Source organism: uncultured Bradyrhizobium sp., from assembly GCF_964252615.1.
GTDB lineage: Bacteria > Pseudomonadota > Alphaproteobacteria > Rhizobiales > Xanthobacteraceae > Bradyrhizobium.
The window spans coordinates 1-12,352 of record NZ_CAXUNQ010000003.1 but is presented as its reverse complement, the minus strand read 5'-3'; the positions used below and the strand labels follow the sequence as shown (position 1 = coordinate 12,352).

The following is a 12,352-nucleotide window of genomic DNA, read 5'->3' as shown; positions in this document are numbered from 1 at the left end:
ATTTCGGGTTACTTCGCTGCCGCTTTACCGTCACGGCCGCAGGCCTTGATCTCCGAAGGCTGTTTGGCGTGCAGCGGCGGCTTGAAGATCGCGAGGTATCCTACGTCGCCCTTGAGCTGGTGGAAGCCAGCCTCGCGGTAGCCGACGGCCGCGAGTTCGCACCGCAGCATATTGGGCGGTGTTCCGTGTTCGCCGGTGGCGCGATCGAGGTCGACAATCCCCACCAGCGCGTCTGGCTTCATTGCAGCGGCTAGATTGAACAGCAGGGCGTAGGGCTGCGCGATCTCATGGTACATGTGAATGAGCACGGCGGCATCGAGCATGCGCGCGGGCAGCCGCGGATCGTGCGCTTCGCCGAGCCCGACCCTGACATTGGCGACTTTGGCGGTGCGCACGCGCCTCTGTAGCGCTTCCAGATATTTCGGGGTGATATCCTGCGCCAGCACCTCGCCGGCTGGTCCCACGGCGCGCGACAGCGCCATCGTGTAAAAACCGCTGCCGGCGCCGATATCGCCGACCCGCATCCCCGGTCTGATGCCGAGCAACTCGAATACCTGCTCGGTCTCGTTGGCCGAGCGCCGCTCGTCTTCGGACGCCCACTCCGGACTGATGATGCCTGCGACCGGGCGGTCCGGCGCGGGAAACGCGGCGGCTCCGACTCCAGGCGGAGCGAGGGGAATTACAGTTTCGGCGACAGCCATTCGGGCGCTTACGCCGGCGCTGGAAACCAGCGCCAGGAAGATGGTGGCGACGGATTTTCGGGCTGAACACATCATCGCGGCCGCTTTCGGAATTCCCGTGCCGAGTGCGCGGAGTTCCGCGTCCCGATCCGAGAAGCCAACGCGCGATGCGTCAATATGTTCGTGCTTTGCGCCGGGAAATGCCGGTTGACGCCGTCAACCGCGCGATGCGGACGCGTCCGCCGGCGCTTCGCCGCGCTCGGGGAGGGTTTCACCGGCGCTCCCGTCCGGGCGGGCCATCGGGCGCGGGCGACGGTTGGTGATACGAAACAGCGTGTGCACCGTGGTGCCGACCGTCGCGCAGCCGCCGCGCATGTTGGGCAGGATCAGAACCGCTTCACTCATCGTCATTCCTCCTTTTGCTACGGTGGGGAAACGAACTGACGATTATTCGGTTCTTCATGACGTGTTGGTATGCTTGACGAGACGTTAACGATGCGCATCCATCGTTCTTCGCGTGTGATGATCCCGCGGCGCGCCTTTGGCCTGCGGCAGACGTAAACGGCCTTCGCCCGGTTGACAGCTATATCGCGGTGAGGGACAACGAGGCGGCCGTGAAAGCGGCAACCATCGGCGTTTGCCGCTCGTGAGGGTTCTTGCCATGCGCGCATTTACCCGGACGTCTTCCGCCGCCGCCGATCCGGCTGCGCTCCACCGCGCGCGCGCCGAACCCCGGCCACCGGTTCACCCGATTGGTTCGGTGCATGCGAGCATCGTGAATTCCGTGGTGTCGGGCTGGCCGCGGGACAATGCGCGCGATGGGGCAGGCGCGCCGTGCGGCACTGCCGGCCGAAGTTACGATTTCAGCCGGATATCGATCCACGCTCCGCGCACCATCGACAAGGACAAGATCGGCGGCCGCGCCGGTTTTGGCGACGACAATGCCGCCGTCGCGTTCGATACCGGCTCGGGCGCGGGCTCCGGATCGGGTTCGGGCTCCGGCTCCCAACCCAAGCCGGCGCCGCCCGCCGCTCCTCCGAAAGCGAAAACGGCGGGTGTGGATTCCTTCGTGGTCCAATGGTCGAAAAATACCGCTGCGGGCGGCGACAGTCCGACCAATCCCCGGCTCCGGCTCGACTTCAAAGCAAAATTCAAGAACGACGCCGACCATGATCCGGCGCTGGCCGATTTCCGCCAGAACGCGATGGCGGTCTGGGAAATCACCGACGGCCCGCTGAAGGGGCGCAAGGTCGAGGAGACGATGCACGATGACCATTATTCGCGGGCGGATGCCGATGAAGGCTCGGCCACCGGCGTCAGCTTCACCTCGAACGACAACCCCGGCGTGAAAGACATCAACAAGGACGACGTACTCGACTACAGCTTCACCGCCGAGCAGATGATCATCGACACGTCCCAGGCCGGCAAGGTGATCGCCAAGCGCGGGCCGCACACGGCCACCATCAAGGGCAAGGACCCGCGCAGCTATGGCGGCGTTCCGAAGACGTTGAATTCATAAACACACGCCCCGTAGGACGGTTAGTGCCAGCGTAATCCGCCGCCAGCGGCGTAGAGCGAGTGGTCGGATGGGCGATTACGCTGCGCTGATCCGACCTACGCCAACTGCGGCCTACACCTGCACTTCGCCCTCGTCCTTGCCGTTCCAGTAATGGATGCGCGAGGCGTGCACCTTGATCATGACGAGACCCGGCGTGTCGATGCCCTGCTCGAACCAGAGGTCGAGATCCTTGGTCCAGTGCGCCTGGAAGCGCGCCTTGTCGCGGATTAGCTCGGCCTCGCCTTCGATCGACAGCATCAGCGGCCGCATGCCGAGCAGGCCCGACGAGCCCTGCAGCGACATCCCGACCTTGGGATCGCGCCGGATGTCCGCCACGGTATGCGTGCCGCTGTCGGTAAAAAAGTAGGAATCGCCGTCATACGCGACCTGGCGGTTGTTGCTCATCGGCCGCGCTGCGATCTGCCCGCCCTCGGCGCGCGTCGACAACATGGTGAAATCGATGTCGCGCATCTTCTCGGCGATTTCCTGCAGGGTCATTTTGGCCATGGCTGTGCTCCGGTTCGCGGGGCATAACGCGGCAGGCGGCGGTTGGTTTCGGCTCATTCACCGCCGTGCATCATAACTTAGGATTGCTGGGCACGGCGCAAGGGCGCCTTTGCCCATCCTACGCTTACCACGTCGGCGAGGTCATGGCGTCTTCAGATAGTTGCGGTGCAGGTCGAGCTGGAGCGATTGCGCTCGGCTGCGGTCGCGGCCCGAGGCCATGAACAGCACGATGCGTTTTTCCTCGATGCAGCGAACCGCGATGGTGTAGTCGCTGCGGGTGCCGAAGCGCGAATATTTGGTGCGCTCGATCTCGCCAAAACCTATGCGCCGGATCGCCGCCTCGCCGCGCGCGAAGCATTCGTTTTGCGACACCGTCATCTCGTCCCAGTCGCTGGCGATCGCAGGTCCGTCGCCCAGCGCAAAGGCGGGAGCGGATGAAAGGCATGCGAGGATCGCGCCGACGAGAGCAGGGCGGAAATCTGGCAAATGGAAATTCCCCGGATTGGCGCTCACCCGGCGGCGGGCGAACGCGAGTGTGTCGGGGCGACCGGGTTGAAGGTTCAATCGATTGAAATGCGCAAGCGTGTGTCGAGCGAAGATGGGCAAAGCGGTACGATAGAGCTTTGCGCATGCCGCCCGTCGGCTACACTTCGGCGAACGCGACTCACCCTACCTCGCAGGCTCACACGCAGATTCCAAAGGAACAACTCCATGAAGGTGCCAACCGCCATTCGTGCTGCGCTGCTTGCGCTGACGGCCATCGCTGGCCTGCCGTCGGTCTCGTTTGCCGACAGCGGCACGGTGTCACTCACCATCTACAAAGCGGGATGGGTGATCGGCGGCTCGGGCGGCGGCGGCACGCTGACCTTCCGCGGCCGCAGTTACCCACTGTCCGCCGGCGGCCTCGACTACGGCTTCGTGTTCGGCGGATCGAAGACGGTGCTGCGCGGCCGGGTGCGCAATATCGCGCGGCCATCCGACGTCGCCGGCGTCTACGGCGCAGCCGGCGCCGGCCTCGCCATCGGCGGCGGCGCGCGCGCCATCGTACTGACCAACCAGAAGGGCGCCGTGCTCGAACTGAGCGGCCGGCAGGTCGGGCTGATGGCGAACGTGGACCTGAGCGGGCTGGCGATCACGTTGAAGTAAGGAGCAGGGCGCAATCAGCGCAAGCATTGCGCCGCCCGGCGGCGTCCAACCCGACATTCAAAACAGAGGCAGGGCAATCAAGCGATCGGGCCCCCATGTCCGTTTCGATGAACGGTTGTTCATAAAAAGAAAATCTACCTTGCAGGCAACCAACGTCACGTTTGCGCGATTGTGCTGCCGTACCTTTGTCCAATGGAGGTTTCGATGAAAAGCCTTGCTTTCGGATTGGCCGCGGTTCTCGGCCTCGCACTTCCGGCCACGGCCGGGACAGTCGATCGAATCCATCTTGCCCAAGCCCCGAGTGGCGCCGGTCAATCCGGCGCAGGTCAGTCCGGCTCCGGCCAATCCGGCGCAGCCAGTGAGACCGCGAGAACATCGGGCAGCCAGGATGGCGGCGCGGCAACCGGCGACAATGCGCGCTCGTCCGGCGCGGGTGGCGATCGCGCCGCGGCAAGCCGTCGCGACGGAGACCAGGGCCGCATGAGCGAGAGCCGGCGCGGCGGCGACAGGGTGGGAGAGGGACGGCGCGAGGGCAGCCGGACCAGCATCCGCGCCAACGTCCGGATCGGCGAGCGTGACGGCGTTCGCTCGCGTGTCCGCTACGGCTCGCGCACGACAATCCGCGCGCGCTACGGCTCCAGCGACGACGTCTACTACTCCCGCCGCAAGAAGGTCCGGCGTTATGTCCATTCCGAGCCCTCGGTCATCATCCGGCGCAAGAAGGCGCGGCGTTACGTTTATGATAAGCCGTCCCGCGTGTCGGTGAGCCGCCGCTATCGCAGCGGCGTTGTGGTCCGTGGCGGAGAGTCGGCACGGGTCGGCGTCAGCGTGCGCAGCCGTACAACGCGAACCACGGTGGGAGAGCGCAGCGGCGGCGCGCGCGGCAGCGTCAGCGTGAACGAGCGCAGCACGACAACGCGATCCACCGGCGGCGGCAGCGAGACGAACCGGTCGGACGGTGAATCCGCCGGCGGCAACGCGCGCGGCACCAATACGGTCGGAACCGGCGGCGGCGCGAGCAGCTCCGGTGGCGCGGGCTCGTCCGGCGCGAGCGGTGGCGGTGCGAGTGCGCCCGCGGCAGCGAAGCAATAAGGTTCTGCGACGGAGCAGGCGAACGCGTCGGGGAGCGGCTTGCTTCCCGACGCTTTTACTGTGGCTGGTGTGCGCGTGGCAGGACGCAATAAGCGGCAGCGCGTTGTACGGTCTTGAGCGGCGTTCAACTCAATGTCGAAAAGGTGAGGCGCCGCTATCAAGCGATTGCGCCCTACAGTCATGCTTGTAACGGTGAGAAGACACCACGGTGGCTTGAGCTTCAAAAGTGCTTAAAATCTCAGGAGGAAATCTGAAAGAGAGATTTGCTTATGTAGATGCGGTAAGTCTAGGAGGTTTTTCTTTCCACCCAAGTCGACGATGTCGATATGCCAATATCGATCCTTCCCGGTACCGGTTGTTCTAAGGTGCGGCAATTGATCTCTGACAAATCCGAGGGGCAATGCAAAGCAAGTTCTTGAGTCGATGCACCCCAATATAAGAAATCCGCTTTCTGAATCCTCAAGCCAGCGATTCCAGATCTCGTGAAACCCGAACCAATACTTCCGTTTTCCTTTTCCTTCATAACGGCTCGAAAAGGTACAAACGACCCTTAGCGCCCCTTGTGAGTCTTCAAAATAGCTCTTGGTAATTTGCCTTAGGGTAATACCATTTTCCGCACCGAAAGCTTTTACCGCAGCACGTTTAAGCGATGTAACATCCGTTTGTCGACCGGGAGCTGGCTCGCTTCCTTTCGTAAACATAAACTCAGAAAATTTTAGGTCGAAAGTCGCAAGGAGTTGCTTAATTTGTTCTGTCCGTTCACTGATGGGTATCTTTAGATTTTCAGGAACTAAAACAGTAGTTGTGCCGTCGCCGGTAAACGCAAGTATCTCTTCAATGAGACGCCGGTCTCTTGGTCTCCGGCGATCATCTGACAGATGTTGGCTAAACAATGCTCTGATTCTTGGTGTCAGGATGCTTGTATCCAACCAAGCCGCGGCACCGGCGCCGCCAGTTTGGCGTAGCTCTTTGTGAACTGATTTGATTACGGCGCTGTCCACCTCCAATCCGCATGCGCTTTTCACTTGTATGCATACGAAAGGATTGGCCTGTAGTTCTGGTTGTCGCACTGATATCAACGACCGTATTGTCTCGATAGTACCAACTAAAGGTTCATCCTCTAGTTTAAAGTACCAAAAGGCAGGATCGCCGAGTTTTTGGTCCAACGTGAATGCTACGTGTTCAATGTTAAATATTTCTATAAATGGCTCAAAGGCGATAACATTGTTGCTATCGTCAACGACTTGCACTAAGTAGTTGTTGGAATGTTGGGGAGCTATGAAAATTGGCAAAAAGAACCCATCTGGTTGGCCCGTGGGACTTACGACACCGCAGAGCTGGGCCTTTTCTATTATCACTTTTCTAAAATACCTTGTTCAATATAAAAGTGTCGGACGACATCGCTCAGAAGCGGTACTTGGCTTGCCGGCGTAAGGTTGGCTCCATCTGTGTACGAACGAATGTGAACGTCGAGATTTGATAATTTAGCTTTGACTGCTCTATCTTTTATCATTGAACTGGGAACAATGACGGCGAGTAGATTGTCTTGTAATTTAAGGCACTCATCAAGTAACAGCTCCACCGTTGTAGAGCGGTCATCTCGCTGATTCTTTCCGCGAAACGTAACTAGTTCCTGATAGGTCTGGGCCTCAAACTCATCGGCCTGTATCGAACGTTTCGCTCTAGGGTTCTGATTGTAATAGCGGGAGTTGGTCCCGAAGAAGAAGGCGACAAGTTTGCCGATCGTTCGGTGCGATGGTTGTAACCCAAAATCTTGAACTGCCATCCTATGGTGTGTAAATTCGGAGTACATCTCCCCCTTAAATGCACCAGAATCGAAGGGGAAGGCGGCTATAGCCTTGTCACTGACTGTCGACTTAAAGATAAGCACTATCGGAGCATAAGCGGCCAAATTATTAGCCTGAATTTCCGAGTTTTTACGGTATGCGGGGCGCCCGTAAAAAAAATAGGAGAGGTCATGATCAAGAACGTCGCAAGGCCGGGGTCGGATCTCACCGTTCTCAATTATGTCGCCAAGATCGTACGCGTCAGTTGTATGGGTGATCGGTAGCAACTTTTCATTAGCCTCTTTCTGCGCCTCTATGAACCTTTCGAAACGCAGTTTTCCCTTCTTGATTACCTTATGTCGCGTATTCACCTGCCAATCCCCTTCGGTTTGGGATGGGTTCTTATATCACAACACCCGATTGCTCTCCTTCACCTTCTCCGCCTCCACATACACCCGCTCGCCCATCTCGCGAAACTTCGCGCTCATCGTTGCCATGCCGTCCTCGATCACGCCGCTGACCGACATCCCGACGCTACCGCCGGCCACCGCGCGCTTGTCGGGGTCGTTCAGCGTCGCGGCGTAATCCCGAACGTCCTGCGTGATCTTCATCGAGCAGAACTTTGGTCCGCACATCGAGCAGAAGTGCGCGACCTTGTGGGCGTCCTTGGGCAGCGTTTCGTCGTGGTAGAGCTTGGCGGTGTCGGGGTCGAGGCCGAGGTTGAACTGGTCCATCCAGCGGAAGTCAAACCGCGCGCGGGACAAAGCGTCGTCGCGCAGTTGCGCGGCGGGGTGGCCCTTGGCGAGATCGGAGGCGTGGGCCGCGATTTTGTAGGTGATGACGCCGACCTTGACGTCGTTGCGGTCGGGCAGGCCGAGATGCTCCTTCGGCGTCACGTAACACAGCATGGCGCAGCCGAACCAGCCGATCATGGCGGCGCCGATGCCGCTCGTGATATGGTCATAGCCCGGCGCGATGTCGGTGGTCAGCGGCCCCAGCGTGTAGAACGGCGCCTCGCCGCACTCCTTCAGCTGCTTGTCCATGTTGACCTTGATCTTGTGCATCGGCACGTGGCCGGGGCCTTCGATCATCACCTGGCAGCCTTTTGCCCACGCCACCTTGGTCAATTCGCCTAATGTCTCCAGCTCAGCGAACTGCGCGCGGTCGTTGGCGTCGGCGATCGAGCCGGGGCGCAGGCCGTCGCCGAGCGAGAACGACACGTCGTATTTGCGCATCAGGTCACAGATCTCCTCAAAACGCGTGTAGAGGAAGCTTTCCTTGTGATGGGCGAGGCACCACTTCGCCATGATCGAACCGCCGCGGCTGACGATGCCGGTGACGCGGTCAGCGGTGAGGTGGATATAGGGCAGGCGCACGCCGGCGTGGATGGTGAAATAGTCAACGCCCTGTTCGCACTGTTCGATCAGGGTGTCCTTGTAGACTTCCCAATCCAGCTTCACCGGATCGCCGTTGACCTTCTCCAAGGCCTGGTAGATCGGCACGGTGCCGATCGGGATCGGCGCGTTGCGCAGGATCCATTCCCGCGTGGTGTGAATGTTGCGCCCGGTGGAGAGGTCCATCACGGTGTCGGCGCCCCAGCGGATCGCCCACACCATCTTGTCGACTTCCTCCTCTACCGAAGAAGTCACCGCGGAGTTGCCGATATTGGCGTTGATCTTGGTCAGGAAATTGCGGCCGATGATCATCGGCTCCAGTTCGCCGTGGTTGATGTTGCAGGGGATAATGGCGCGGCCGCGCGCGATCTCGCTGCGCACGAATTCCGGGGTGATGAAGGCGGGCACCTCGGCGCCGAAGCTTTCGCCGTCGGCGAGTGCGGCCTCGGCGCGCTCGAGCTGCACCTTGCGGCCGAGATTCTCGCGCGTCGCGACGTAGATCATCTCCTTAGTGACGATGCCGGCGCGGGCGAATTCGAGCTGGGTGATCATGTGGCCGCCCGTGCCGCGCAGCGGCCTGTGATGCGCCTTGAAGGCGAGGGCGGCCTTGTCGGGCGAGACATTGCCGTTATCGACCGGCTTGACGTCGCGGCCCTGATATTCCTCGACGCCTCCGCGCTCCTTTACCCATGCGATGCGCGCGCGCGACAGCCCGGCATTGACGTCGATCGTCACCGACGTATCGGTGTAGGGACCGGAGGTGTCGTACACTGGCAGGTCCGGCTCGCCGGCGCCTTTGCTCAGCATGATCTCGCGCAGCGGCACGCGCAGATCCGGCGCTTCATCCGGCGTGACGAAGATCTTGCGCGACGACGGCAGCGGGCCGGTGGTCACTGCGGGAAGCGTGGTGTCCGGGTTGGAGCGGATGTTCATGGCATATCCTCCGTTTGTCGTTCTATTCAGGCGGCCTTGGCGGAATCGCCAAGCCAGTCGCGTACGCGTGAATCGGGGTCGGCATGTTGGGTAACATCGCTGACCACGGCGATGGAGTCGGCGCCGGCGGCGAAGATCGCCGCTGATTGTTCGAGTTTGATGCCGCCGATCGCCACCAGTGGAATCGCGCCGATTCGCTGCTTCCACTCGGTGATCTTCGCAATGCCCTGCGGGGCGAAGCGCATCGATTTCAGCGTGGTCGGAAAGATCGGGCCGAGCGCGATATAGTCCGGTTTTGCGCGCAACGCGGTTGCAAGCTCGTCGTCGTCATGGGTGGAGATGCCGAGCGTGAGACCGGCGTCACGGATCGCGGCGAGGTCGGCTTCGGCGAGATCTTCCTGTCCAAGATGAAGATGCCGCGCGCCAGCCACGATCGCCGCGCGCCAGTAATCGTTAACCACGAGTTTGGTCGGCGTGCCCTTGGTAACTTCAAGCGCATCCGTGACGATCTGCAGCGCCGCGCCGTCGTCGAGGTCCTTGGCGCGAAGCTGCACCGTGCCGACGCCGAGCGCGGCGAGGCGCGCGACCCAGGCGACGCTGTCGACGACGGGATAGAAGCGGTCAGGATACGGCATGCCAGAACGGGGTCCCGATTACAGGTGTGGAAGGAGAGGCGAAGTCGCGGGCTCCCATCAGCCCGGCTTCAAACGCGGTGCGGCCGGCTTCGACCGCGAGCCTGAACGCGCCGGCCATCGCAACCGGATCGGCGGCCTTGGCAATGGCGGTGTTCAGCAGCACCGCGTCGTAGCCGAGTTCCAGCGCTTCAGCCGCGTGGCTCGGCGCGCCAAGCCCGGCATCGACCACCAGCGTGATGTCGGGCAGCCGGTCGCGCAACAGCTTCAGCGCGCCCCGATTGATGATGCCCTTTGCGCTGCCGATCGGCGCCGCCCACGGCATCACGATCCTGCAGCCGGCGTCCACCAGCCGCATCGCGACGCTCAGGTCCTCGGTGCAATAGGGAAACACCTCGAAGCCGTCCTTAATCAGGGTGCTGGCAGCTTCGACCAGCCCGACCACGTCGGGCTGCAGCGTATCATTGTCGGCAATCACCTCGAGCTTGATCCAGGAGGTGCCGAACAGCTCGCGCGCCAATTTGGCGGTGGTGACGGCCTCGCGCACGCTGCGGCAGCCGGCCGTATTCGGCAGCACGGCGACATCGAGTTCGCGGACCAGCGACCAGAACGCGTCGCCGGTCTTGCCGCCGCCGGATTCGCGCCGCAGCGACACCGTGACGATGTCCGCACCGGAGGCGCGGATCGCGTCCTGCATGATCTTCGGCGACGGATACAGCGCGCTGCCGATCATCAGGCGCGAGGCGAAGGGTTTGTCGTAGAGGTTCAGCATGATCCGTCCTCCCCGCGAAGGCGGGGACCCATAGCCACCGTATTCTCAATTGGACACCTTGCCCGCATCATCGTGGTCCAACCGGCCACGGTGGTTATGGGTCCCCGCCTTCGCGGGGACGACGTCGGAGTATCGGTCGTCATCCTCACCCTCCCTGCCGCGGCGTGATGATCTCGATCTCGTCGCCGTTTTTCAGCGGCGTTTCGGCCCAGCGGCTGCGTGGCAGCACGTCGTAATTCAGCGCGATCGCGAAATGCGTGCCTTCGTATTCGAGTTCGGACAACAGCGCATCGACCCGCGCCGAGGCGACCTCGCGCTGCTCGCCATTGACGGTCACGCGCATTGCATCACCTCGTTGTCGATCACGCCGCGCTGGACATAGCCGAGCGTCAGCTCCGCCAGCGCCGGCGCCAGCAGAAAGCCGTGGCGATAGAGTCCGTTGACCGCGATGAGCCGATCGCGAACGGCGATGCGCGGCAAGTTGTCGGGAAATGCAGGCCTCAAGCCGGAGCCGATCTCGACAATGCGGGCCTCGCCGAAGGCCGGATGCACCGCATAGGCGGCGCTGAGCAATTCCAGCGCCGAGCGCACGCTGACGCCGTCATCCTCGCGCTCGATCGAGGTGGCGCCGATCATGAACTGATGGCCGGCGCGCGGGACGATGTAGAGCGGCCAGCGCGGATGGACCAGCCGTATTGGGCGCGACAGTACGATCTCATCGGTTTCGACGACGACCATCTCGCCCTTGACGCCGCGAAGCTCCGGCTGCGCGTCGCGCGCGGCCAGTCCGCGGCAATCGATCACGATGCCGTCGAGATCGTCAGCACGCCGTTCGTCGCCGAACCGGATCGTGGCGCCGGATGCGGTGATGCGCGCGTGCAATTCCGGCAGGACCGCGCGTGGTTCGACATGGCCTTCGTCGGGAAAAAACAGCGCCTCCCGAAAGCGGCCGTCGAGCGAAGGTTCAAGGCTCGAAATGCCGCCGGCATCGAGGCGCCGATGGCCTGTCGTCAACTTTGCGAAGCGCTCGTAGTCGGATCGATCGCGCGGGTGCGACACCACGACAGAACCGTGGAAGGGCGTGGCGGGAAATTCATCGCGCCACAGATCGAGCGAACGCACTCCCAGTCTGGCGACGACGGGCTCCGACGCCTCGCGCTCGCAATACGGCGCCAGCATGCCGCCGGCCCAGTGGCTGGCGGCCTGCGTCATCCGCCGGTCGCCGCGCTCGAACACCGTGACCTGGTGGCCGGCCCTGGCAAACAGCAACGCCTGCCAGGCGCCGGCAATGCCGGCGCCGATAACGGAAACCGGGGATTCCCCCCGCGACGAGTCCGAACTCCGATACATCCCTGTCCCTTCGCCGGCATGACCCGGATCAGGTTCAAAGGGTCACCGCGGTCTCCCGCCTGCAAGCAGGCTCGAGCGTGCGGTATCTCAGCCCCTCGTCGGAGCTCCCCTCGGAACGGACTCAATGTAAGCCGATGCGGCGGGGTGTCAACGCATGCTGAAGGGAACTGCACCGCATCGTGCCCCGACGACGCGCAGTGCGAGCATTCCCGTCATGCCGCATCTTTGCCGTCATTGCCGGGCTTGACCCTACTGGATTCACACATCTCGCCGTCATGCCCGGCCTTGTGCCACGCATCCACGTCTTTCTTTCTGATGTGGGGCAAAGACGTGGATGGCCGGGACAAGCCCGGCCATGACGTAGAACGCGCTGCCCGGCCTTATGCCGGGCATGACGTAGACCGCGCCGTCATTGCTGGGCCTTGTGCCGCGCATGATGTAGACCACGCCGTCATGCCCGGCCTTGTGCCGGGCATCCACGTCTTTCTTTCTGATGTGGAG

General features: G+C 62.2%; 15 protein-coding genes and 1 riboswitch. Of the genes, 3 read left to right on the top strand and 12 right to left on the bottom strand.

Going from position 1 to position 12,352, the window contains the following annotated elements:
• Positions 1 to 8 precede the first annotated feature (8 nt).
• Together ACFE72_RS02630 and ACFE72_RS02625 are read right to left on the bottom strand one after the other, a co-directional pair.
• The gene (locus ACFE72_RS02630) at positions 9 to 773 is read right to left on the bottom strand and encodes a class I SAM-dependent methyltransferase (protein ID WP_375411666.1); all 765 of its coding nucleotides are present in this window, start codon (positions 771 to 773) and stop codon (positions 9 to 11) included.
• Positions 774 to 896: 123 nt separating this feature from the next.
• Positions 897 to 1,085: a hypothetical protein gene (locus ACFE72_RS02625; protein ID WP_375411500.1), complete on the bottom strand. Its 189-nt coding sequence runs from the start codon at positions 1,083 to 1,085 to the stop codon at positions 897 to 899.
• A gap of 256 nt (positions 1,086 to 1,341) precedes the next feature.
• Here ACFE72_RS02625 and ACFE72_RS02620 point away from each other — a divergent pair, with 256 nt between their 5' ends.
• Positions 1,342 to 2,199: a hypothetical protein gene (locus tag ACFE72_RS02620; protein WP_375411499.1), complete on the top strand. Its 858-nt coding sequence runs from the start codon at positions 1,342 to 1,344 to the stop codon at positions 2,197 to 2,199.
• Between the two features lie 111 nt (positions 2,200 to 2,310).
• Here the strand turns inward: ACFE72_RS02620 and ACFE72_RS02615 are convergent, their stop codons facing one another.
• Together ACFE72_RS02615 and ACFE72_RS02610 are read right to left on the bottom strand one after the other, a co-directional pair.
• Entirely contained in the window at positions 2,311 to 2,745 is a 435-nt protein-coding gene (locus ACFE72_RS02615) for a pyridoxamine 5'-phosphate oxidase family protein (protein WP_375411498.1), read from the bottom strand.
• Positions 2,746 to 2,886: 141 nt separating this feature from the next.
• Positions 2,887 to 3,231, bottom strand: coding sequence for a hypothetical protein (locus ACFE72_RS02610; RefSeq protein ID WP_375411497.1), 345 nt, complete (start codon positions 3,229 to 3,231; stop codon positions 2,887 to 2,889).
• A gap of 225 nt (positions 3,232 to 3,456) precedes the next feature.
• Here ACFE72_RS02610 and ACFE72_RS02605 point away from each other — a divergent pair, with 225 nt between their 5' ends.
• The gene (locus tag ACFE72_RS02605) at positions 3,457 to 3,891 is read left to right on the top strand and encodes a hypothetical protein (protein WP_375411496.1); all 435 of its coding nucleotides are present in this window, start codon (positions 3,457 to 3,459) and stop codon (positions 3,889 to 3,891) included.
• Between the two features lie 204 nt (positions 3,892 to 4,095).
• Positions 4,096 to 4,983 carry a hypothetical protein gene (locus ACFE72_RS02600; protein WP_375411495.1) on the top strand — a complete coding sequence of 296 codons (888 nt, stop codon included), beginning with the start codon at positions 4,096 to 4,098 and terminating at the stop codon, positions 4,981 to 4,983.
• A gap of 230 nt (positions 4,984 to 5,213) precedes the next feature.
• Here the strand turns inward: ACFE72_RS02600 and ACFE72_RS02595 are convergent, their stop codons facing one another.
• From ACFE72_RS02595 to ACFE72_RS02560, 8 genes are all read right to left on the bottom strand, one after another.
• Positions 5,214 to 6,233 (bottom strand): hypothetical protein, encoded by a 1,020-nt coding sequence (locus tag ACFE72_RS02595; protein WP_375411494.1) that lies wholly within the window; start codon positions 6,231 to 6,233, stop codon positions 5,214 to 5,216.
• 104 nt (positions 6,234 to 6,337) lie between these two features.
• Entirely contained in the window at positions 6,338 to 7,141 is an 804-nt protein-coding gene (locus ACFE72_RS02590) for a hypothetical protein (RefSeq protein ID WP_375411493.1), read from the bottom strand.
• Positions 7,142 to 7,177: 36 nt separating this feature from the next.
• Positions 7,178 to 9,097 (bottom strand): phosphomethylpyrimidine synthase ThiC, encoded by a 1,920-nt coding sequence (gene thiC, locus ACFE72_RS02585; RefSeq protein WP_375411492.1) that lies wholly within the window; start codon positions 9,095 to 9,097, stop codon positions 7,178 to 7,180.
• Between the two features lie 26 nt (positions 9,098 to 9,123).
• A complete protein-coding gene (locus tag ACFE72_RS02580) occupies positions 9,124 to 9,732 on the bottom strand; it encodes a thiamine phosphate synthase (protein ID WP_375411491.1) in 609 nt (202 codons plus the stop codon).
• Positions 9,719 to 10,501, bottom strand: coding sequence for a thiazole synthase (locus ACFE72_RS02575; RefSeq protein WP_375411490.1), 783 nt, complete (start codon positions 10,499 to 10,501; stop codon positions 9,719 to 9,721). Before ACFE72_RS02575 ends, ACFE72_RS02580 begins: the two co-directional genes overlap by 14 nt.
• Positions 10,502 to 10,646: 145 nt before the next feature.
• The gene (gene thiS, locus ACFE72_RS02570; protein WP_375411489.1) at positions 10,647 to 10,844 is read right to left on the bottom strand and encodes a sulfur carrier protein ThiS; all 198 of its coding nucleotides are present in this window, start codon (positions 10,842 to 10,844) and stop codon (positions 10,647 to 10,649) included.
• Positions 10,835 to 11,851 (bottom strand): FAD-dependent oxidoreductase, encoded by a 1,017-nt coding sequence (locus ACFE72_RS02565; protein WP_375411488.1) that lies wholly within the window; start codon positions 11,849 to 11,851, stop codon positions 10,835 to 10,837. Before ACFE72_RS02565 ends, thiS begins: the two co-directional genes overlap by 10 nt.
• A riboswitch (TPP riboswitch) is annotated at positions 11,839 to 11,972 on the bottom strand. Its footprint overlaps the gene before it by 13 nt.
• A 152-nt stretch (positions 11,973 to 12,124) precedes the next feature.
• The coding region (locus ACFE72_RS02560; protein ID WP_375411487.1) for a hypothetical protein at positions 12,125 to 12,352 on the bottom strand (228 nt) is incomplete at its 5' end.

Coding starts and splice junctions, on each gene's coding strand:
- ACFE72_RS02620 (WP_375411499.1), top strand. CDS start 1,342: ATGCGCGCATTTACCCGGACGTCTTCCGCCGCCGCCGATCCGGCTGCG.
- ACFE72_RS02600 (WP_375411495.1), top strand. CDS start 4,096: ATGAAAAGCCTTGCTTTCGGATTGGCCGCGGTTCTCGGCCTCGCACTT.
- ACFE72_RS02575 (WP_375411490.1), bottom strand. CDS start 10,501: ATGCTGAACCTCTACGACAAACCCTTCGCCTCGCGCCTGATGATCGGC.
- ACFE72_RS02565 (WP_375411488.1), bottom strand. CDS start 11,851: ATGTATCGGAGTTCGGACTCGTCGCGGGGGGAATCCCCGGTTTCCGTT.
- ACFE72_RS02605 (WP_375411496.1), top strand. CDS start 3,457: ATGAAGGTGCCAACCGCCATTCGTGCTGCGCTGCTTGCGCTGACGGCC.
- ACFE72_RS02630 (WP_375411666.1), bottom strand. CDS start 773: ATGTGTTCAGCCCGAAAATCCGTCGCCACCATCTTCCTGGCGCTGGTT.
- thiC (WP_375411492.1), bottom strand. CDS start 9,097: ATGAACATCCGCTCCAACCCGGACACCACGCTTCCCGCAGTGACCACC.
- thiS (WP_375411489.1), bottom strand. CDS start 10,844: ATGCGCGTGACCGTCAATGGCGAGCAGCGCGAGGTCGCCTCGGCGCGG.
- ACFE72_RS02580 (WP_375411491.1), bottom strand. CDS start 9,732: ATGCCGTATCCTGACCGCTTCTATCCCGTCGTCGACAGCGTCGCCTGG.
- ACFE72_RS02625 (WP_375411500.1), bottom strand. CDS start 1,085: ATGAGTGAAGCGGTTCTGATCCTGCCCAACATGCGCGGCGGCTGCGCG.
- ACFE72_RS02615 (WP_375411498.1), bottom strand. CDS start 2,745: ATGGCCAAAATGACCCTGCAGGAAATCGCCGAGAAGATGCGCGACATC.